Source organism: Streptomyces sp. Ru71 (assembly GCF_002920535.1).
In the GTDB taxonomy this organism is placed as follows: domain Bacteria; phylum Actinomycetota; class Actinomycetes; order Streptomycetales; family Streptomycetaceae; genus Streptomyces.
In genome coordinates this window covers 36800-56402 of the sequence record NZ_PQSS01000017.1, presented here as the reverse complement: position 1 = coordinate 56402, position 19603 = coordinate 36800, and the positions used below count along the sequence as shown (strand labels likewise).

Genomic DNA, 19603 nt, shown 5'->3' with positions numbered 1-19603 from the left:
AGCATGGCAGGTCCGCGGCAGCGAGACGACACGGTGACCCGCGAGAGCCGGGCGCTGCTGCGCTCGGCCGCCCGGCACAGCGCGACACGCCGCACGGCCCTGTCCCTGGCCGGCGTCGGCGCGGCCGGCGCGGGACTGCTGCTGCCGGCCGCGCTGGGCCGCACCTTGGACCTGCTGCTGGCGCGTGAGTCCGCCACGCGGTGGGTGCTGCTGTGTGCGGGACTGGTGCTGCTGACGGCCGTGCTGGACGCGGCCTCGACGGTGCTGCACGGCACGGTCGACGCCCGTACCACCGCCTGGCTGCGCCGCCGCACGACGGGCCATGTGCTCGCCCTCGGCCCCCGTGCCCAGGACCGCTTCGCAGCGGGTGAGCTGGTCGCCCGGCTGGTGGGCAACGCCGCGACGGCCGGCACGGCGCCCGCCGCGCGGGCCGGGCTGCCGGCCGCGATCGCGGTGCCGGCCGGCGGTGTGGTGGCGCTGGCGCTGATCGACCCCTGGCTGGCGGTCGTCCTGCTCGCCGGTGCGCCGCCGCTCGCGCTGTTGCTGCGGGCCCTGGCCCGGGACACCTCCGCCTGCGTCGCCGACTACCAGCGGGTGCAGGGGCGGATGGCGGCGGCGCTGGCCGAGGCCGTGGCCGGCCGGCGCACCATCCGTGCGGCCGGACTGCAGGAGCGGGAGACGGCCCGCATCCTGCGGCCGCTGCCCGAACTGTCGCGCGCCGGCCACCGGATGTGGCAGGTGCAGGGCCGGGCCGCCGCGCAAGCGGTGGCCGTCGCACCGCTGCTGCAACTCGCGGTGGTGGCGGTCGCCGGACTGCTGCTGGCGCGGCACCGGCTCACGGCCGGGGACCTGCTCGCGGCGTCCCGGTACGCGGTGCTCGCCACCGGCGTCGGCACGCTCCTCGGGCAGCTCACCGCCCTGGCGCGGGCCCGCGCGGCGGCGGGACGGCTGGGTGAGCTGCACGCCGTGCCCGCACCGGCGCACGGTCGGCGCCGCCTGCCCGAGGGCGGACCCGGACGCCTGGAGCTGCGCGGGGTGCGGGCGCGACGCGGCGAGCGCACGGTGCTCGACGGGGTCGATCTGATCGTGCCCGGCGGCACCACGCTGGCCGTCGTCGGCCGCTCCGGTTCGGGCAAGTCGCTGCTGGCCGCGCTGGCCGCGCGACTGGCCGACCCGGACGCCGGGGAGGTCCTGCTGGACGGAGTACCGCTGCACGAGCTGTCCCGCGAGGAGCTGCGCGGGGCGGTGGCCTGCGCCTTCGACCGCCCGGTCCTGCTCGGCGGCACCGTGCGGGACGCACTCGCCCTGGGCCTGCCGCACCCGTCCCCGGCCCGCGTCCGGGAAGCGGCCCGCACCGCGCACGCCGACGACTTCGTACGCCGGCTGCCCGCCGGGTACGCCACCCTCTGCGCCGACGCCCCGCGCTCCGGCGGCGAGTCCCAGCGTCTCGGTCTGGCGCGGGCCTTCGCCCGGGGCGGGCGGCTGCTCGTCCTGGACGACGCGCTGTCCAGCCTCGACACGGTCACCGAGCACCGCATCACCCAGGCCCTGACCGCCCCCGGCGCGCACGGCACCCGCCTGGTCGTCGCCCACCGCGCCGCCACGGCCGCCCGCGCGGACGCGGTGGCCTGGCTGGACGGCGGACGCGTCCGCGCGGTCGGACCGCACGCCACGCTGTGGCGGGATCCCGGCTACCGGGCGGTGTTCGGGGACGCGGACACGGACGGGGTACGGCGATGAGCCCCGGTCGCCCGGGGGCCGGGACCTGCGCGCGTGGGCTGCGCTTCCTGCGCGGACGGTGGCGGGTGCTGCTGCGGCTGGCCGGCTGGTCGGTGCTGGAGACCGGGCAGACCTTCCTGCTCGGCTACGCACTCGCCCGCGCCCTGGACGACGGGTTCCTGGCCGGGCGCTCCGGGGCCGGACTGGCCTGGCTCGCGGTGGCCGGCGTGGGTGTCCTGGCCGGCGCGTGGGGCACCGGGCGGGTGTACGGCGCCGTCGCCGCCCTCGTGGAACCGCTGCGGGACCTGCTGGTGACCCGGGTGGTGCGGCGCGGGGTGCGCGAGGCCGACGACGGGGCGCTGTCCGGGCTGACCCAGCAGGTGGAGATCGCGCGGGACACCTTCGCCGGGCTGGTGATGGTGGCGCGGTCGTTCGTGTTCACCGCTGTCGGCGCCGTCGCCGGACTGCTGTCCCTGGCCCCGCCGCTGCTGCTCGTCGTGGGGCCGCCGCTGGCCGCCGGCGTGGCCCTGTTCGCGGTGACACTGCGGCCGCTGGCCCGGCGGCAGGAGGCGTTCCTCGCCGCCGACGAGGCGCTCGCCGCGCGCCTGGGCGCCGTCTGCCCCGGGCTGCGGGACATCACGGCGGCCGGGGCGGAGGAGCGGATCGCGGCGGACGTCGGGGCCGGCGTCGAGGCCGAGCTGCGGGCGGCACGCTCCCTGGCCCGCTTCTCCGTGCTGCGCACGGCGGCCCTCGCCGTCGGCGGCCATCTGCCGGCCGTGCTGCTGCCGGCCGCGGCGCCCTGGCTGCTCGCCCGGGGCGTCACCCCCGGCGCCCTGGTCGGCGCCCTCGCCTACGTCACCCAGTCCCTGCTGCCCGCGCTGCGCACCCTGGTCCACGGCCTCGGCACGAGCGGCGCCCGTCTGACGGTGGTCCTGCGCCGGCTGGCCCCGCGGGAGCAGGCGGGTGGGTCCGGGGCGCCCGTGCCCCAAACCCGGCCCTCGGACAGCGCCGTGTCGGCGCCCGGTGACTCCGCGGCGCCCGTGCCGCACCCCCGCGGCTCGGGCAGGCCCGTCCCGGCGCCCCTCCCCGGCCCGACCCCACCTGCGGCCGAGGCCGCGCTCCAGCTGGACGGCGTCACCTTCTCCTACGGCCCCGGCGCCGCCCCCGTGGTCGACGGACTCGATCTCGCGCTGCCGCCGGGCGGCCATCTGGTCGTCGTCGGACCCAGCGGCATCGGCAAGTCCACGCTCACCGCGCTCGTCGCGGGCCTGCTCAAACCCGTGCGCGGCGGCATCCGCGTGTACGGCACGCCGGTGCCCTCGGCGCGGGCCGCCGCCCTGCGCGTGCTGGTCCCGCAGGAGGCGTACGTGCACAGCGGCACCCTCGCCGAGAACCTCGGCCTGCTGCGGCCGGACCGGGTGCGCGAGGCCGAGCTGCTCGCGGCGGCCGACGCGGTCGGGCTCACTGAGCTGCTGGAGCGGCTGGGCGGCCCGCAGGCGCCGGTGGACCCGGCGGCGCTGTCGGCGGGCGAGCGGCAGCTGATCGCGCTGGCCCGGGCCCATCTGTCGTACGCGCCGCTCGTCCTGCTGGACGAGGCGACCTGCCATCTGGACCCGCAGGCCGAGGAGCGCGCGGAGCGGGCCTTCGCCGGGCGCGCGGACGGGACGCTGGTCGTCGTCGCCCACCGCATCAGCTCGGCGCGGCGGGCCGACCGGGTACTGGTGCTGGACGGCCCGCGCACCGCGTACGGCACGCACGCCGAGCTGCTGGCCGGCTCGCCGCTGTACCGCGAGCTGGCCGGTCACTGGGCCGCCGGCTCACAGCCAGCCCTGGCCCTGGGAGATGCGGATGGCGTCGATGCGGTTACGGGCGCCGGTCTTGCGGGTGATGGCCGCCATGTAGTTGCGCACCGTCCCGTGGGACAGGTGCAGGCTCCCGGCGATCTCCGCGACGGAGGCGCCGCCGGCGGCGAGGGATAACACGCTCAGCTCGCGCCGGGTCAGCGGCATCTCGGCGGCCTCCAGGAAGCCGAAGCCGAGCGTGTCGTCGACGAAACGTTCCCCCTCGGCGACCCGCCGGATGCCCTCGACCAGGCGCTCGGGCGGGCCCTCCTTGCCGACGTAGCCCAGCGCCCCCGCCTCGCGGGCTCTTCTGAGCAGCCCCGGCCGGTGCGCGTCGGCCAGCACGAGCAGCCGGGGTGCCGTCCGCTCCGCGCCCCGCCCGCACAGCTCCGTGAGCGGCGGGACACCGGGGGTGTCGGAGCACTCCAGGTCCGCCGCGCACACATCGGGCCGCACCGCGCGCACCCGGCCCGGCGCGGCCCGCCACGGAGTGTCGTAGACGCGCAGATCGTCCTCGCGGCGCAGCCAGTCCGCGAGGACCGACCGCACCAAAGACGCGTCATGGACCAGAAGTACCCGGATCACTGCTGCCCCTTCAGCTCGTTGCGCCCGAGACGTGGTGGTGAACGCGTGCCCCATTGTTGGCGTTCGTGACGTCCGCCGGTGGCGGAGAACCGGCCATCACGGTGCGCGGGGGCGCACACGCCTGGCTCGTGCACCACCCACGCTTCGACTGCCGGGGCATGATCACGGGGCGGAAGGGTATGCGTGGCCGCCCGCCCGGCCGGAACCAGCCCGCACGCCCCACCCTCCGCCGGAACCAGCCCGCACGCCCCGCCCACCGCCGGGCCCGGCGAGGACGCCGCCCGTCGCCGGGACCCCCACCGGCGTGACGCCCGCCAGGGCGGTCCCCCGGCGTTCGCCGTGCGGGGGCGGGCCCGGCGAGGCAGATTTGATCCCTGGGGCTTTGCCGGGGCCGTGGTGCGCCCCGGGCATTTTCCGGAACGCCGGTTGTGCGGCCCACTCGGGCGAGGAGGTGGTCGGCGTGTCCGACGGGCAGCCGCCCGGGCAGGCTGCGCCGGCAGCCCGCGCGGAGCCGGACGGCGAGCCGCTGCTGTCCCTGGCGCTGACGGCGATGCTGGACGCCGTCCAGGCGCACTCCGGTGCGGTGTACCTGCTCACCCCCGGCGAGCCGGTGCTGGAGATGGCCGTGATGGCGGGGATGCCCCGGGCGTTCGCGGCCCCCTGGGAGCGGGTCGGGCTCAACGCCCCGATCCCGGTCGCGGAGGCGGCCCGCGAGCGGCACATGGTCTGGGTGGGCGGCGAGGAGGAGATGGCCCGCCGCTATCCCCGGATCGCGGTGGTGCTCCCCTACCCCTTCGCGCTGGCCGCGCTGCCGCTGGCCACGGACGACGCGCTGTACGGGGCGGTGTTCGTCACCTGGCCCGGCGCCCGCTCGGCCGAGCCCCCGGAGCAGGTCCGCCGGCGGCTGACCGAGGCCTGCGACCGGCTCGCCCGGCAGCTGGAGCGGGCCGCCCGGCGGGGCCGTCCGCTGGGCCCCGAGCCCGACGTGCTCGGCACCCCGGCTCCGGAGGCCCTGACCGGCGCGCTGGGCGCCTCGGAGGCGGCCCGGATGGTGGCGCGGCTGCCGTACGGACTGTGCTCGCTGGATCTGAACGGCCGGATCCGGTTCGTCAACGCGGCGGCCGGTGAGCTGCTGGGCGCCGACGTCGGCACCCTGCTCGGCGCTCAGCCGTGGTCGGTGCTGCCCTGGCTGCGCGACCCGATGTACGAGGACCGCTACCGGGCGGCGCTGATCAGCCAGCACGTCACGTCGTTCGTGGCGATGCGGCCGCCCGGCACCTGGCTGTCGTTCCGCCTGTATCCGAGCACGACCGGGCTGAGCGTGCGCATCTCCCGGGCCCGGGCCGTCTCGGAACTGCACCGGGCCGGTCCCCAGCCCGGGGACGCCCCGTCCCGGCTGGTGACCATCTCGCAGGTGCTGAGCCTGGCCGGGGCGCTGACCGAGGCGGTGGGGGTGCAGGACGTGGTGCAGCTGGTCGCGGACGAGCTCGCGCCGGCCATCGGCAGCCAGGCCGTGGTGCTACTGGGCTCGCGGGCGGGGCGGCTGCACGTGCTCGGGCACCGCGGCTATCCGGACCCGCACGTCGTCGAGCGGTTCGACGGCACCCCGCTGACCGAGGCGACACCGGGTGTCCAGGCCCTGACCACCGGGGTGCCCGCGTTCTTCGCCTCACAGCGGGAACTGGAGCGCCTCTACCCGTCCCGCAACACCACCCCGGACGGCTTCGCCTCGTGGGCGTATCTTCCGCTGATCGCCTCCGGGCGCCCGGTGGGCACATGCGTCCTCGCCTACGCCGAGCCGCATCCCTTCCCGGCCGACGAGCGCGCGGTGCTGACGAGCCTGGGCGGACTGATCGCCCAGGCCCTGGAGCGCGCGCTGCTGTACGACGTCAAGCACCAGCTGGCGCACGGGCTGCAGGAGGCGCTGCTGCCGCACTCGCTGCCGTCGCTGCCCGGGATCGACGCGGCCGCCCGCTATCTGCCGGCGACGCGCGGCATGGAGATCGGCGGCGACTTCTACGACCTGGTGCCCTCCCCTCCGCTCGCGGCGGCGGTGATCGGGGACGTGCAGGGGCACAACGTGACGGCGGCGGGTCTGATGGGGCAGATCCGGACCGCCGTACGCGCGTACACGGCGGTCGGGCACAGCCCGGGCGAGGTCATGGGCGCCACCAACCGGCTGCTGATCGACCTCGGCTCGGAGTTGTTCGCGTCCTGTCTGTATCTGCGGCTCGACCCGGGGCGGGGGCGCGCGGTGATGGCGCGGGCCGGGCATCCGCCGCCGCTGCTGCGCCGGCCGGACGGGCGGGTGAAGGTGCTGGACCGGGCCGGCGGTCCGCTGCTCGGCATCGACCCGGCCGCCGTGTACGCGACGACCGAGGTCGAGCTGGGGCCGGGCGCACTGCTCGTGCTGTACACCGACGGGCTGATCGAGTCCCCGGGCGTCGACATCGAGGACGCCCTCGCCGAGCTGTGCGAGCGCCTCGCCGGCTGGGGGCGGCTGCCGGTGGACGAACTCGCGGACCGACTGATCGGGCACTACGCCGCCGGGGAGCAACGCATCGACGACGTCGCCCTGCTGCTGCTCCGGGCCAGGTGAGCCGGGGCGTGGCGTGAGGGGTCCGGCCCTCCCGCCGGAGGGCCGGACCCTCTCCCCTGCCGGCCGGGAACCGCGGGTGGACCGGTCAGGGGGTCCGGGGTGGGCCGGGGTCAGTTCGTCCCCGTGAGCGAGGAACCGCCCTCCGCTCCGGCGCCCTGCTGTGCGGCGGAACCGTCACCGGCGCCCGCGCCACTGCCGTCGCCGGCGCCGGTTCCGTCGCCCGCACCGCTGCCGTCACCGGCGCCGCTGCCGGACTGGTCACCACCGGCCTGCTGGTCACCACCGGCCTGCTGGTCACCGCCCGCCTGCTGGTCCCCCGCGCCCTGGCCCGCGTCCCCGGCACCCGCGCCGCCCGCGCCCAGCGTCGCCCCCGTGGCCTGCAGGGCCGTCGTGACCGGCTGGAAGAACGTCTCGCCGCCGGAGGTGCAATCGCCGCTGCCGCCGGAGGTGAGGCCCACCGCGAGCCCGTCCTGGGTGAAGAGCGACCCCCCGCTGTCGCCGGGTTCGGCGCACACGTCGGTCTGGATGAGCCCGGTGACCGTGCCCTCGGGGTAGTTGACCGTGGCGTCGAGCCCGAGGACCTGACCGTCGTGCAGACCCGTGGTGCTGCCCATCCGGAACACCTGCTGGCCGACGGTCGCCTCCGCCGCCTGGCTGATCTGCACGGTCTGCCCGCCGGCGTTCACCTCGCTGGGCGCCTGCGTGTTCGGGTCGTCGTACTTCACGAGGGAGAAGTCGCCGTTGCCGGGGAAGACGGCCTGGTCGACGGTGGCGATCGGCTGCCCGTTCTGGGAGTCGGACCACTGCTTGGCCGCGACCCCGCAGTGACCGGCCGTCAGGAAGGCGGGCGAGCCGTCGGATGCGGTGACGTTGAAGCCGAGCGAGCAGCGCGCCCCGCCGCCGAAGATGGCGTCGCCGCCCGAGACGAAGGTCTTGAAGGTGCCGGCGGACTTCTTCAGCGTGGCCATGCCGGAGCCGAGACTCCGTACCGTCGACTGGAGCCGGTCCCACTGCGCGCCGGCCACCGTGCGGTCGGCGGTGACCAGGAGCTTGTTCGTGCGCGGGTCGATCGCCCAGGCGGTGCCGGGTATGGAGGCCTGCGCCCTGAGCGTGCGCGCGCCCGACTTCAGCTCCGCCAGGCTGTTGGCGACCTCGCGGACGGCCGCGCCCGCCTTCTTGGCCTGGACGACGACGTTGTTGTTGTCGCCGGGCACGACGTTCACGACGAGCTGGCGCTTGTCCGCGTCGTAGTAGGAGCCGGCGAAGGAGTCGCCGAGCAGGCCGGCGAGTTGTGCGGCCAGGCCCTGGGCGTCGGCCGACTTCAGCGTCCTCGGGGCCGCGGTGTCCGAAGCGCCGTCCTGCGAGGCGTTGGCCTGCGGCAGCAGGATCGCCGCCGCGCCGAGCGCCGCGACGCCACCCGCCGCCATCGCGGCCTTGCGCTTCGGGATTCGCTTGTGACTCAACCTTCTCGCCCTCCTGGGGGTTGGGGTCGGGACTGCCGTGCGGCAGCCCGGTCAGCGGCGCCTGGATGGCCGTTGGTACGCAGGAGGCGCGTGGGGTGTTCAACGCCGGGCGGCAACCGCCCCCGCACGGGCGGCGATTCGGCCAGGACGCGGGCGCGGCGGGCGCGGGCCGGGAACAATCCCCGTCATGACGATGACGACGACCGAAGCGGACAAGATCCTCGCCGACAACTTCGCCCCCTGGGTGCTGGATCTGGGGCTGTCCGTGCAGGAGATCCACGCGGACCGGGCGGTGCTGCGGCTGCCCTGGTCGGACCGGCTGGCCCGGGAGGGCGGGGCCATGTCGGGCCAGGCGCTGATGGCCGCCGCCGACACCGCCACCGTGCTCGCCGTGTCGGCGGCGCGCGGCGGCTATGTCCCGATGACGACCGTTCAGCAGTCCACGTCCTTCCAGCGCGCGGTGACCGGCGCGGACGTGCTGATCACGGCGGTGCTGACCAAGGTGGGCCGCCGGATGGCCTTCGCGGACGTCACCCTCGCCGACGCGGACTCCGGCGAGCTGGCCGCGCACGCGAGCGCGGTGTACGCGCTGCTCGGCTGACACGATCGGTATCGGTCCGGCGACGGTCGGTTGCGGACACGGAACGGAATTTCTGCTTCAGGGAATCTGCACATCGAATGCTCAACCAGGTCACCGGGCGCCGCGGATCTGCACAATCGCGCGGCGCCCGGACCGCATTTGGCGACAAGTGCCCGATTCGGTCCGGACACGGCAAGCGGGGGTGTGCACCGATGCGGTGCGGGGTGTGAAGAAGTCGCCGACACGGCGTGCGCACTCCTGCACCTTTGGCTTCCCGAGGGGGGCAAGTGCCCAGGTGGGAGGGGTCGTTGATTGGAAGCGCGCGGTCGCCGCGTGCTTTCATCCATCGCACCGCGGGATCCCGCGTGACCCCCGGTGCCCCCCTTGTGAAATATCCATATGAAGGGAAGTTCCATCATGAACTCCACCCCCCAGGTCCAGACCGCTGAGATCTCCGACGCCGACCTCGACAACGTCTCGGGCGGTCTGTCCGTCAACACCCTGAACGCCGCCACCGGTGCCCTGAACGGCATCGCCCCGGTCTCCGGCGTGGTGAACACGGTCGTCGGCACGGTCGAGGGCGTCACCGGCCTGAACACCGCCCCGCTCACCGGCCTGGTCGCCGGTCTCTGATCGCACCCTTTCGTGCCCCCGGGTCCCGGAAGCCGCCCCCCGGCTCCGGGACCCACGGGTGTGCCGTCGGTGCCGTTCCCGATGTAGGTGACCGTGCAGTTCCGCCAACAGGCTCTCACCAAGCTCCAGTCGCCGGAGGAGCTCGACCTCCCGGTGCGTCTCGCCCGCCCGCAGGGCTGGCTCGTGCTGTCGGTGACCGTGGCCGCGATCGTGGCCGCCTCGGTGTGGGCGGTGACCGGCTCGGTGGCCTCCACGGTCAGCGCGCCCGCCGTCCTCACCCACGGGGAGGGCAGTTACGTCCTGCAGAGCCCCGTCGCCGGGCAGGTGACGGCGGTCCTCGCCCAGGAGGGCACCCGGCTGCCCGCGAACGCCCCGGTGCTCAAGGTCCGTACGGCCGAGGGCGAGACGACCGTGCGTACCGTCGCGGCGGGCCGGATCACGGCGATGGCCGCGACCATCGGGCAGATCATCTCCACCGGTGCGAACGTGGCGGCCGTCGAGAAGGTCGCGCACGCCGACGACCCGCTGTACGCGACGGTGTACGTGCCGGCCGAGAACGCCTCGACCATCCCCGCGCACGCCGCCGTGGACCTGACCGTGCAGACGGTGCCGGCCCAGCAGTACGGCGTGCTGCGCGGCCATGTGAAGTCCGTGGACCGCACCGCCCAGTCGGCGCAGGCGATCGGCGCGTTCCTCGGGGACAGCCAGCTCGGTGAGCAGTTCACCAGGAAGGGCCGCCCGGTGGCCGTCACGGTGGAGCTGGACACGTCCTCGCGCACGAAGAGCGGCTACCGCTGGTCGTCCGCGGACGGGCCGCCGTACGCCCTCACCTCCATGACCCTGGCCACGGGCTCGATCCGGCTGGCCGACCAGCGTCCCCTCGATTGGCTGCTGCCGTGACCACCGCCGCCCCCGAGACCCGGGGCCGCCGCCGCGCCGCCCCGCCCAAGCGCTCCGTGCCCAAGCCGCGCGCGAAGACCGTGCGTACCCCGACGGTGCTGCAGATGGAGGCCGTGGAGTGCGGTGCCGCCTCCCTGGCGATGGTGCTCGGCCACTACGGCCGGCACGTCCCGCTGGAGGAGCTGCGCATCGCCTGCGGTGTCTCCCGCGACGGCTCACGCGCCTCCAACCTGCTGAAGGCGGCGCGCAGTTACGGTCTGACGGCCAAGGGCATGCAGATGGACCTGGCCGCGCTGGCCGAGGTCAAGGCGCCCGCGATCCTGTTCTGGGAGTTCAACCACTACGTCGTCTACGACGGCATGGGCCGCCGCTTCGGCCGCCGCGGGGTGTTCGTCAACGACCCCGCCAAGGGCCGCCGGTTCGTGCCGATGGAGGACTTCGACGGCAGCTTCACCGGTGTGGTGCTGGTGATGGAGCCGGGCGAGAACTTCACCCGGGGCGGTCGCCGGCCCGGCGTGTGGGGGGCGATGCCCGCCCGGCTGAAGGGCACCGCGGGCACCCTGCCGGCCGCCGTGCTGGCGAGCCTGCTGCTGGTGCTGGTCGGCGCCGCCGTGCCCGCGCTGAGCCGCACCTACATCGACATGTTCCTGATCGGCGGCCAGACCTCGCTGCTGGGCGTGCTGTTCACGTCCATGGCGGCGTGCGTCGCGCTGACGGTCGCGCTGACCTGGCTGCAGCAGGCGAACCTGCACCACGGCCGGATCATCTCCTCCACCCTCTCCAGCGCCCGCTTCCTGCGCCATCTGCTGCGGCTGCCGGTGACCTTCTTCTCCCAGCGCAGCCCGGCCGACCTGGTGCAGCGGCTGCAGTCCAACGACCAGGTCGCCGAGACGCTGGCCCGCGACCTCGCCGCGGCCGGCGTGGACGCCGTCGTCGTCGTGCTGTACGCGCTCCTGCTGTACACCTACGACCCGCAGCTGACGTTCGTCGGCATCGGCGTGGCCCTGCTGAACGTCGTCGCCATGCGGGTGGTCGTCCGGCTGCGCGCGACGCGCACGGCGAAGCTGCGCGCGGACAACGCGCGGCTGACCAACACCGCCTACACCGGCCTGCAGCTGATCGAGACGATGAAGGCGACCGGCGGCGAGGACGGCTACTTCCGCAAGTGGGCCGGGCAGCACGCCACCACCCTGGAGGAGCAGCAGCGGCTCGGCGTGCCGAGCGCCTGGCTGGGCGTGGTCGCGCCGACGCTCGCCACGCTGAACAGCGCCCTGATCCTGTGGATCGGCGGCATGCGGGCGATCGAGGGACACATCTCGGTCGGTCTGCTGGTGGCCTTCCAGGCGCTGGTGGCCCGGTTCACCGCTCCGCTGACCCGGCTCAACGGCGTCGCGGGCCGCATCCAGGACTTCGCCGCCGACGTGGCCCGGCTCAAGGACGTCGAGAACTTCCGGGCGGACCCGCTCTACGGCCGCAAGGGCGGCGCGGACTCCACCCGCCGGCTGCACGGCCATGTCGAGCTGCAGAACATCACCTTCGGCTACAGCCCGCTGGACAAGCCGCTGCTGACCGGCTTCGACCTGACCGTCGGACCGGGGCAGCAGGTGGCCCTGGTCGGCGGCTCGGGCAGCGGCAAGTCGACGGTGTCCCGGCTGATCGCGGGCCTGTACACACCGTGGGAGGGCGTGATCCGCATCGACGGGCAGCGCCTGGAGGACATCCCGCGCGGCGCGCTCGCCGCCTCGGTGTCCTTCGTCGACCAGGACGTGTTCCTCTTCGAGGGCACCGTCCGGGACAACGTGGCGCTGTGGGACCCGTCGATCCCCGACGACGCGGTGCTGGAGGCGCTGCGCGACGCGGCGCTGTACGACGTGGTGATGCGCCGGCCCGGCGGCATCCACAGCCGCGTCGAGCAGGACGGCCGCAACTTCTCCGGCGGGCAGCGCCAGCGCCTGGAGATCGCGCGGGCGCTGGTGCGCCGGCCGAGCATCCTCGTCCTGGACGAGGTGACCAGCGCCCTGGACGCCGAGACGGAACTGGTCGTGATGGACAACCTGCGCCGCCGGGGCTGCGCCTGCGTGGTGATCGCGCACCGGCTGAGCACCGTGCGCGACAGCGACGAGATCGTCGTGCTCCAGCACGGCGAGATCGTGGAGCGCGGGCGGCACGAGGAGCTGGTGGCGCGCGGCGGCGCGTACGCGGCGCTGGTCAGGGAGCGGTGAGATGACGGCCGTACACGAAGGCGACCTGGTGCTGGGCGCGTTCGGGCAGCTGGGCACGCCGCTGCACTGCGCGGGCCTGGGCCGTATCGACCTGGAGGGTCCGCAGGTGCTGTGGCTGGTGGCGGCCGGGGCGCTGGACCTGTTCGCGGTGGACGCCGCCCAGCAGGGCCACTGGCACCACCTGGGCCGGCTGGAGGCGGGCTCGCTGCTGCTCGGCCCGGTCGCCGGGCCGCAGCACACGCTGGTCGCCCGCCCGGTGCGCGACTGCGTGGTGCACCGCATCGCGCTGCGCGAGCTGTACCAGCCCGCGCAGACCCAGACGTGGAGTTACGACGAGTACGGCAACCCGCAGTACGTGCCGCCGACGACGAGCCCGCTGGAGTACGCGCTCGCGCTCGGCGTCGGCCGCGGCCTGTCGATCCTGTTCCAGGCGCCGATGGCCGACGAGCGGCCGGCGGAGGTCACGGACGACGATGTCTTCTGGATGCAGGTGCCGCCCGGCAGCGTCCAGTACGGCTCGCTGTACGGCCAGGAGGCGGCCGCCGATCTGCTGATGGACCCGGCGGTGTGGCAGGGGATGGTCGATCAGCAGTACCGGCTGCTGGCCACCCTGGACCGCTGGATCGAGCAGCTGGAGCGCACCCACGAGACGCGGACGGCCGCCGGCATCAAGGCCGGTGAGGCGGTGCGCGCCCAGGCCGACCGGACGCTGCTGGCCTCCATCGGGCGCACCTCGGCCCAGCGGACCACGGCCGCCGACGCGGACGCCACCTACGCGGCCTGCAAGCTGGTCGCCGAGGCCGCCGGGATCTCGCTGACCGCGCCGCCGCAGTCCGGCACGGGTGACGACCGCCTCGACCCGGTCGAGCGGGTCGCGCTCGCCTCGCGGCTGCGCACCCGGGCGGTACGCCTCGACGGGCGCTGGTGGCGGGAGAACGCGGGACCGCTGGTCGGTCACCGGGCGCTGTCCGGGGCGCCGGTGGCGCTGCTGTGGCGGCGTGGCGGCTATGTCGCCGTGCACCCGGCGACCGGCCGGGAGACGCCGGTGGAGAAGGCCAACGCCGGGGAGTTCGAGCCGCGTGCGGTGATGTTCTACCGGCCGCTGCCCGAGCGGGGGCTCGGGCCGCTGGGGCTGCTGCGGTTCACGCTGCGCGGCACCGGCTCGGATCTGACGTGGCTGCTGCTGGCCGGGCTGGTGACGGTGGCGATCGGCGCGCTGGTGCCGGTGGCGACGGGCCGGGTGCTCGGCGAGTACGTGCCCCGGGCGCAGTCCGGGCTGATCGTGCAGGTGTGCCTGGCGGTGATGGTCTCCAGTGTGGTGGCGGCGGCGTTCATGCTGCTGCAGAACCTCACCATCCTGCGCCTGGAGGGGCGGATCGAGGCCACGCTCCAACCGGCCGTGTGGGACCGGCTGCTGCGGCTGCCGACGAAGTTCTTCGCGCAGCGCTCCACGGGTGAGCTGGCGAGCGCGGCGATGGGCATCAGCGCGATCCGCCGGCTGCTGGCCGGTGTCGGCCCGTCGGTGGCGCAGGCGGTCACGGTCGGTGCGATGAACCTGGGGCTGCTGCTGTGGTACAGCGTGCCGATGGCGATGGCCGCGATCGGGATGCTGGTGGTCATCGCGGGTGTGTTCACGGCGCTGGGGCTGTGGCAGGTGCGCTGGCAGCGGAAGCTGGTCGTGCTCACCAACAAGCTGAACAACCAGGCGTTCCAGACCCTGCGGGGGCTGCCCAAGCTGCGAGTGGCCGCCGCCGAGAACTACGCCTACGCGGCGTGGGCGTCTCAGTTCGCGCACAGCCGTGAGCTGCAGCAGCGGCTGGGCCGGATCAAGAACCTGAACTCGGTGCTGGGCGCGGTGTATCTGCCGGTGTGCTCGCTGCTGATGTTCATGCTGCTGGCCGGACCGGCGCGCGGCGCGCTGTCGGCGGCCGACTTCCTCACCTTCAACACGTCGGTGACGATGCTGCTGACCTCGGTCACCCAGCTGACCGGCGCGTTCGTCTCGGCGGTGGCCGCGCTGCCGCTGTTCGAGGAGATCAAGCCGGTGCTGGACGCCGCGCCGGAGGTGCGCGGGGCGAGCACCCGGCCGGGTCCGCTGACCGGGGCGATCGAGGCGCGCAGGCTGTCCTTCCGCTACTCCGACGACGGCCCGCTCGTCCTGGACGACGTCTCCTTCGAGGTGCGGCCGGGCGAGTTCGTGGCGGTCGTCGGCCCGAGCGGCTGCGGCAAGTCGACGCTGTTGCGCCTGCTCATCGGCTTCGACCCGCCCGTCTCCGGCAGTGTCCTGTACGACGGTCAGGACCTGGCCGCGCTCGACCAGTCGGCGGTGCGGCGGCAGTGCGGGGTGGTGCTGCAGCACGCGCAGCCGTTCACCGGGTCGATCCTGGACGTCATCTGCGGCACCGAGCCGTACACGCCCGAGGAGGCGATGGCGGCGGCCGAGATGGCGGGGCTGGCCGAGGACATCAAGCGGATGCCGATGGGCCTGCACACGATCGTCGCCGGCAACGGGGCGATCTCGGGCGGGCAGCGGCAGCGGCTGATGATCGCGCAGGCGCTGATCCGGCGCCCGCGCATCCTGTTCTTCGACGAGGCGACCAGCGCCCTGGACAACGAGACGCAGCGCACGGTCATCCAGTCCACGAAGGCACTGAACGCCACCCGGATCGTCATCGCGCACCGCCTGTCGACGGTGCTGGACGCCGACCGGGTCATCGTGATGGAGAACGGCAAGGTCGCCCAGCAGGGGCCGCCCGCGCAGCTGCTCGCCGACACGGGCGGGCGGTTGCACGAGCTGGTGCGGCGGCAGCTGGCGTAGGACGGACTCGGGGGTCCGCCGACCGGGTGCGCGGCATGATCCCACCGACCTGGGTACTCGCCGGGCCATGCGCATCAGTGTGGTGGACGTCGGATCGAACACGGTCCGGCTGGTGGTGGCGGACACGGAGGGCGGGGTGCCGCTGCCGGTGCACACCGCCAAGTGGCGGCTGAGGCTGTCGGAGCGGGTCCGGCCCGGGGACGCGATCCCGGAGGAGTCCGTGGACCGGCTCGCCGAGGCGGTCGCCGAGGCGAGCCGGACGGCGGCGAAGTGGGGCGCGGCGGGACCGCTGGCGTTCGCGACCGCGGTCGTACGGGCCGCGCCGAACCGGATCGACGTGCTGCGGGAAGTACGGATCCGCACCGGCGTGGAGCTGTGCACGCTGCCGGGTGAGCTGGAGGCCGAGCTGACCTTTCTCGCGGCGCGGCGCTGGATGGGCTGGCGGTCGGGACCGCTGGCGCTGCTGGACATCGGCGGCGGCTCCCTGGAGGTCGCCTTCGGCCGCGGCCGGCTGCCGGACTTCGTGGCCTCCCTGCCGCTGGGGGCGGCGCGGCTGACCCATGAGTTCTTCGACGGCGGCCAGGACCCGCCGGCCCCCGAGCAGGTCAGGGCGCTGCGCCGCCGGGTGCGTCACCAGCTGCGGGACGTGGCGGCGCGGATCCGCTGGGAGGGGCCGCGCACCGCGGCCGCCACCTCGCGCACGTTCCAGCAGCTGGGGCGGATGTGCGGGGCGGCGCCGGGCCGGCACGGGCCGTTCGTGGAACGGGAGCTGCACCGCGCGGCGCTGCGCCAAGCCGTCGCCCGGCTGGCCGAGCTGCCGGCCGTGGAACGGGCCGCACTGCCCGGGATCTCCGCGCCGCGGGCCGCGCAGAGCCTGGCCGGTGCGGTGGTCGGGCACACGGCGATGAAGCTGACCGGGCTGCGCACGGTCGCGGTCTGCCCGTGGGCGATCCGCGAGGGCGTCATGCTGCGGCACGTCGAGGACGGGCCGTCCTGGTGGGCACAGGTCTGCCGGCGCTCCGAGGAGACGGCTCCGCCGGACCCGGTGCCGTTGCGGATCGCGACGGTGACGAAGTGAACGCTACGAACGAGGAGGACGACCAGATGTCCGAGGACAGCAGCCGCCGCCCCGAGACGGCGCTGGAGGAGATCCTGCGCGAGGTGGAGGAGGCGCAGAGCCGGGTCACGGACGACGAGCGCGACGAGCGCCGTCCCCGGGGCGAGGCGGCGGAGGCCATCACCCCGAACGCCCGCGCGGAGGAGGAGTCTCAGGGCGACTGAGCAGGCACCGGCGACACGGCCCCTCCGCGCAAGCCTGCTCCGCGCCGCGCCCGCCCGGGCGGCCACGCGTGCCTCGACCAGGCACGGGTACCCCAGGGGGCATGGCACACGATCTCGAAGGACCTCGGCTGCCGTCGGCGCGCGGCCCCCTGTCGGGGGCCGTGCTGGACCATCTGCTCGGCACCGGGCCGCTGCCCGCCTCCGAGGCGGTCGCCGGCGCGGACCCGTACGGTGACGATCTCCAGCTCGCCCTGTACCTCTGCTACGAGCTGCACTACCGGGGTTTCGCCGGGGTGCCCGCGGACCGGGAGTGGGATCCCGACCTGCTGCGCGCCCGGGCCGCGCTGGAGCACCGCTTCCTCGCCGCGCTGCGCGCGGACACGCCGCTGCACGACAGTGTCGAGGACGCCGTAGGCGAGCTCCTGGTGGAGCCGGCCGACGGCACCGGCGTCAGCCACCACCTGTGCGAGAAGGGCGAGCTGTGGCAGCTGCGCGAATACGCGGCGCACCGCTCCCTGTACCACCTGAAGGAGGCCGACCCGCACGCCTGGGTGCTGCCCCGGCTGACGGGACGGGCCAAGGCGGCCATGGCGGCCGTGGAGTTCGACGAGTTCGGCGGCGGCCGCGCCGACCGCGTGCACGCCCGCCTGTTCGCCGATCTGATGACGGACCTCGGCCTGGACCCCGCCTACGGCCGCTACCTGGACGCGGGCTGCGCGCAGGCCCTGGCGGTCGTGAACATGATGTCGCTGTTCGGGCTGCACCGTGAGCTGCGCGGCGCCCTGGTGGGCCACTTCGCGGCGGTGGAGATCACCTCCTCCCCCGCCTCGCGCCGGCTCGCGGAGGCGATGCGCCGCGCGGGCGCCGGTCCGGCCGCCGCGTTCTTCTACGACGAGCATGTGGAGGCGGACGCGGTGCACGAGCAGGTCGTCCGGCACGAGGTGATCGGCGGTCTGCTGGCCGACGAGCCGCATCTCGCTCCCGACGTGGTGTTCGGCATCGACGCGACCGAACATCTGGAGGGCCGTCTCGCCGAGCGTCTGCTGGACGCCTGGCACGCGGGCACCTCGTCCCTGCGGACGCCGCTGGACGCCCCGGTGGCCACAGAAGTCCCTCATATTTCCTGATCGAGGGGGAACCCGGCGCCCGTGACTCCTCTGGTGCTTCCGGGCGTGTACGCCCCTCAGGACGACACCCGGCTGCTGGCCGGGGCCCTGTGCGACGAGCCGCTGCCCCCGGGCGCGGCCGTCCTGGACGTCGGAACGGGCAGCGGTGCGCTGGCCCTTCAGGCCGCGCGGCGCGGCATGCGGGTGACAGCCGTCGACGTGTCGCGGCGGGCGGTGTGGAGCGCGCGGCTGAACGCCTGGCGGTCCGGAGTGCGGCTGCGCATCCGGCGCGGGAACCTCTTCGAGCCGGTGCGCGGACAGACCTTCGACCTCATCGTGGCCAATCCGCCCTACGTGCCGGCCCCGGACGGCCCCCGGGCGGCCCGTGGCGCCGCACGCGCCTGGGACGCGGGAGGCGACGGCCGGCTGGTGCTGGACCGGATCTGCCGGGAGGTGCCGGGCCTGCTGCGTCCCGGAGGGGTCCTGCTGGTCGTCCACTCGGCGCTGTGCGATCCCGACCTGACCCTGACGTGCCTGCGGGCGGCCGGGCTGAAGGCATCGGTGATCCGGCGCAGCCGGATCGGCTTCGGACCGGTGCTGCGCCGGCGGCAGGGCTGGCTGCGGGAGCGGGGGCTGCTGTCGGCCGAGGACACGAACGAGGAGCTGGTGGTGGTCCGTGCCGAACGACCCGTCTGACCCGCCGCGCAGGATCAAGGTCCAGCGCCCCGGACCGCTGCTGGTGGAGGGCCCGGTGGAGGTGGAACTGGAGGACGGCACGACCGTCCGCTCCGACCGCTTCCGGGTCGCCCTGTGCACCTGCCGCCGCAGCCGCCGCTACCCGTGGTGCGACACCAGCCACCGCAGGACGGCCCGGCCGGAGCCGCCCTCCCGGGACGCCTAGGCCGGCGCCCTTGCGTCGAGGGAGGGCGGCAAACACGATGCCGGGGGTCGGCGGGCGGCCCCACTCCGCCCTGCCGACCCCCGGCGCGGGATCACCCGGTGCCCCGCAAGAGGGGCTCGCACTCCCCACCTGCGAGCCTCGCGCGGCGTTTCACGGGGTCCGTGCGATCCCGGTCCCTCAGAACGCGAAGACGGTCGGCCCGTAGGCGGTCTTCACGCACTCGTTGGCGAAGGTCTTCTCGTAGCTGACGCGCCGGCCCTGCCAGACGCCGTCCACGGTGACGACGACGGGGTCGTACTGCTTGGTGCACAGCGGCTCGGTGCCGGTGCCCAGGGCGTCGAGGTCGCCGCCGGCACGGCGCAGTTCGGCGCAGGCCGAGGCCGGGTCCGGGTGGGTGCCGGTGGCCGTCGGCGCGCAGGAGAGGGTGACCGCCCGGGCCGCCGAGGCGGTGGCGGCGCTGTCGCCGTGACCGACGGTCAGCACGAGGGCCGAGGGCGCGTAGAGCGACGACGGGGCGGCGTGGGCGGCACCGGTCAGGGTGCCGCAGACGGCGGTGGCCGTCAGGGTCAGAGCCGCTGCCCAGCGCGCGGGGTTCCGCATTGTGTGCATCCTTCCGCTTCGATTCGGGGGTGTGCCGCCGGACCCTCGGTGGGGGCCGCGACGGCGTGCGCCACTCTGCCGAGTCCGCCGCCGAAACACACATCGACCCCATGGGTTTCAGTAACATTGCGTATTGAATCAGTGGCGTGAAGTGACGTAATTCGAACGTTCCAACGCCGATTCCAAGCGCTTTCGATCAAGAGAACCGGTCAAATGGCGCGATTCACTCCGCCAGTTAATCGTCCGGAAACATTCCGCTTCCGCGTCCCGCAGACCCCGGAACGACCCGTTCAGTTCACTTGGCGGCGACCTGGACCTGCCCTGACCTGCGTACTGGTCGGTATGGTCTGGGCAT

The 19603-nt window shown here is 74.6% G+C and carries 15 protein-coding genes and 1 pseudogene; 13 read left to right on the top strand and 3 right to left on the bottom strand.

What is annotated here, in order from left to right; translation table 11 throughout:
- Positions 1-3: 3 nt before the first annotated feature.
- Complete coding sequence (locus C3489_RS13420; protein ID WP_103782007.1) at positions 4-1740, top strand: ABC transporter ATP-binding protein; 1737 nt, start codon at positions 4-6, stop codon at positions 1738-1740.
- Positions 1737-3698, top strand: a complete 1962-nt coding sequence (locus C3489_RS39850; protein WP_308460808.1) for an ABC transporter ATP-binding protein — start codon at positions 1737-1739, stop codon at positions 3696-3698. The genes C3489_RS13420 and C3489_RS39850 overlap by 4 nt, the downstream gene beginning before the upstream one ends.
- Here C3489_RS39850 and C3489_RS13410 read toward each other — a convergent pair.
- A pseudogene (locus C3489_RS13410) lies at positions 3621-4199 on the bottom strand (DNA-binding response regulator); the annotation flags it as partial. The gene C3489_RS39850 and the pseudogene C3489_RS13410 sit on opposite strands and share 78 nt — an antisense overlap.
- 397 nt (positions 4200-4596) lie before the next feature.
- Here C3489_RS13410 and C3489_RS13405 point away from each other — a divergent pair.
- Positions 4597-6744 carry a SpoIIE family protein phosphatase gene (locus C3489_RS13405; RefSeq protein WP_258054683.1) on the top strand — a complete coding sequence of 716 codons (2148 nt, stop codon included), beginning with the start codon at positions 4597-4599 and terminating at the stop codon, positions 6742-6744.
- Positions 6745-6854: 110 nt separating this feature from the next.
- On the opposite strand, the gene C3489_RS13400 is transcribed toward C3489_RS13405, so the two are convergent.
- Positions 6855-8207, bottom strand: a complete 1353-nt coding sequence (locus C3489_RS13400; protein ID WP_103782005.1) for a S1 family peptidase — start codon at positions 8205-8207, stop codon at positions 6855-6857.
- Between the two features lie 187 nt (positions 8208-8394).
- Between C3489_RS13400 and C3489_RS13395 the strand changes: the two genes are divergently transcribed.
- The 10 genes from C3489_RS13395 to C3489_RS13350 all read left to right on the top strand — a co-directional run bounded on the left by C3489_RS13395 (position 8395) and on the right by C3489_RS13350 (position 18648).
- Positions 8395-8808 (top strand): PaaI family thioesterase, encoded by a 414-nt coding sequence (locus C3489_RS13395; RefSeq protein WP_103782004.1) that lies wholly within the window; start codon positions 8395-8397, stop codon positions 8806-8808.
- Positions 8809-9204: 396 nt separating this feature from the next.
- Entirely contained in the window at positions 9205-9420 is a 216-nt protein-coding gene (locus C3489_RS13390; protein ID WP_103782003.1) for a type A2 lantipeptide, read from the top strand.
- Between the two features lie 93 nt (positions 9421-9513).
- Positions 9514-10320: an HlyD family efflux transporter periplasmic adaptor subunit gene (locus C3489_RS13385; RefSeq protein WP_103782057.1), complete on the top strand. Its 807-nt coding sequence runs from the start codon at positions 9514-9516 to the stop codon at positions 10318-10320.
- 56 nt (positions 10321-10376) lie between these two features.
- Positions 10377-12542, top strand: coding sequence for an NHLP family bacteriocin export ABC transporter peptidase/permease/ATPase subunit (locus C3489_RS13380; protein ID WP_103782056.1), 2166 nt, complete (start codon positions 10377-10379; stop codon positions 12540-12542).
- Between the two features lies 1 nt (position 12543).
- Positions 12544-15360 carry an NHLP bacteriocin export ABC transporter permease/ATPase subunit gene (locus C3489_RS13375; RefSeq protein ID WP_103782002.1) on the top strand — a complete coding sequence of 939 codons (2817 nt, stop codon included), beginning with the start codon at positions 12544-12546 and terminating at the stop codon, positions 15358-15360.
- Positions 15361-15427: 67 nt separating this feature from the next.
- The gene (locus C3489_RS13370; RefSeq protein ID WP_103782001.1) at positions 15428-16438 is read left to right on the top strand and encodes a hypothetical protein; all 1011 of its coding nucleotides are present in this window, start codon (positions 15428-15430) and stop codon (positions 16436-16438) included.
- Complete coding sequence (locus C3489_RS13365; RefSeq protein WP_103782000.1) at positions 16435-16641, top strand: hypothetical protein; 207 nt, start codon at positions 16435-16437, stop codon at positions 16639-16641. Before C3489_RS13370 ends, C3489_RS13365 begins: the two co-directional genes overlap by 4 nt.
- A gap of 101 nt (positions 16642-16742) precedes the next feature.
- Positions 16743-17768, top strand: coding sequence for an iron-containing redox enzyme family protein (locus C3489_RS13360; RefSeq protein ID WP_103781999.1), 1026 nt, complete (start codon positions 16743-16745; stop codon positions 17766-17768).
- Positions 17769-17789: 21 nt separating this feature from the next.
- The gene (locus C3489_RS13355) at positions 17790-18443 is read left to right on the top strand and encodes a HemK2/MTQ2 family protein methyltransferase (RefSeq protein WP_258054682.1); all 654 of its coding nucleotides are present in this window, start codon (positions 17790-17792) and stop codon (positions 18441-18443) included.
- Positions 18424-18648, top strand: coding sequence for a CDGSH iron-sulfur domain-containing protein (locus C3489_RS13350; RefSeq protein ID WP_103781997.1), 225 nt, complete (start codon positions 18424-18426; stop codon positions 18646-18648). The genes C3489_RS13355 and C3489_RS13350 overlap by 20 nt, the downstream gene beginning before the upstream one ends.
- Positions 18649-18825: 177 nt before the next feature.
- Here the strand turns inward: C3489_RS13350 and C3489_RS13345 are convergent, their stop codons facing one another.
- Entirely contained in the window at positions 18826-19248 is a 423-nt protein-coding gene (locus C3489_RS13345) for a subtilase-type protease inhibitor (RefSeq protein WP_103781996.1), read from the bottom strand.
- Between the last annotated feature and the right edge of the window lie 355 nt (positions 19249-19603).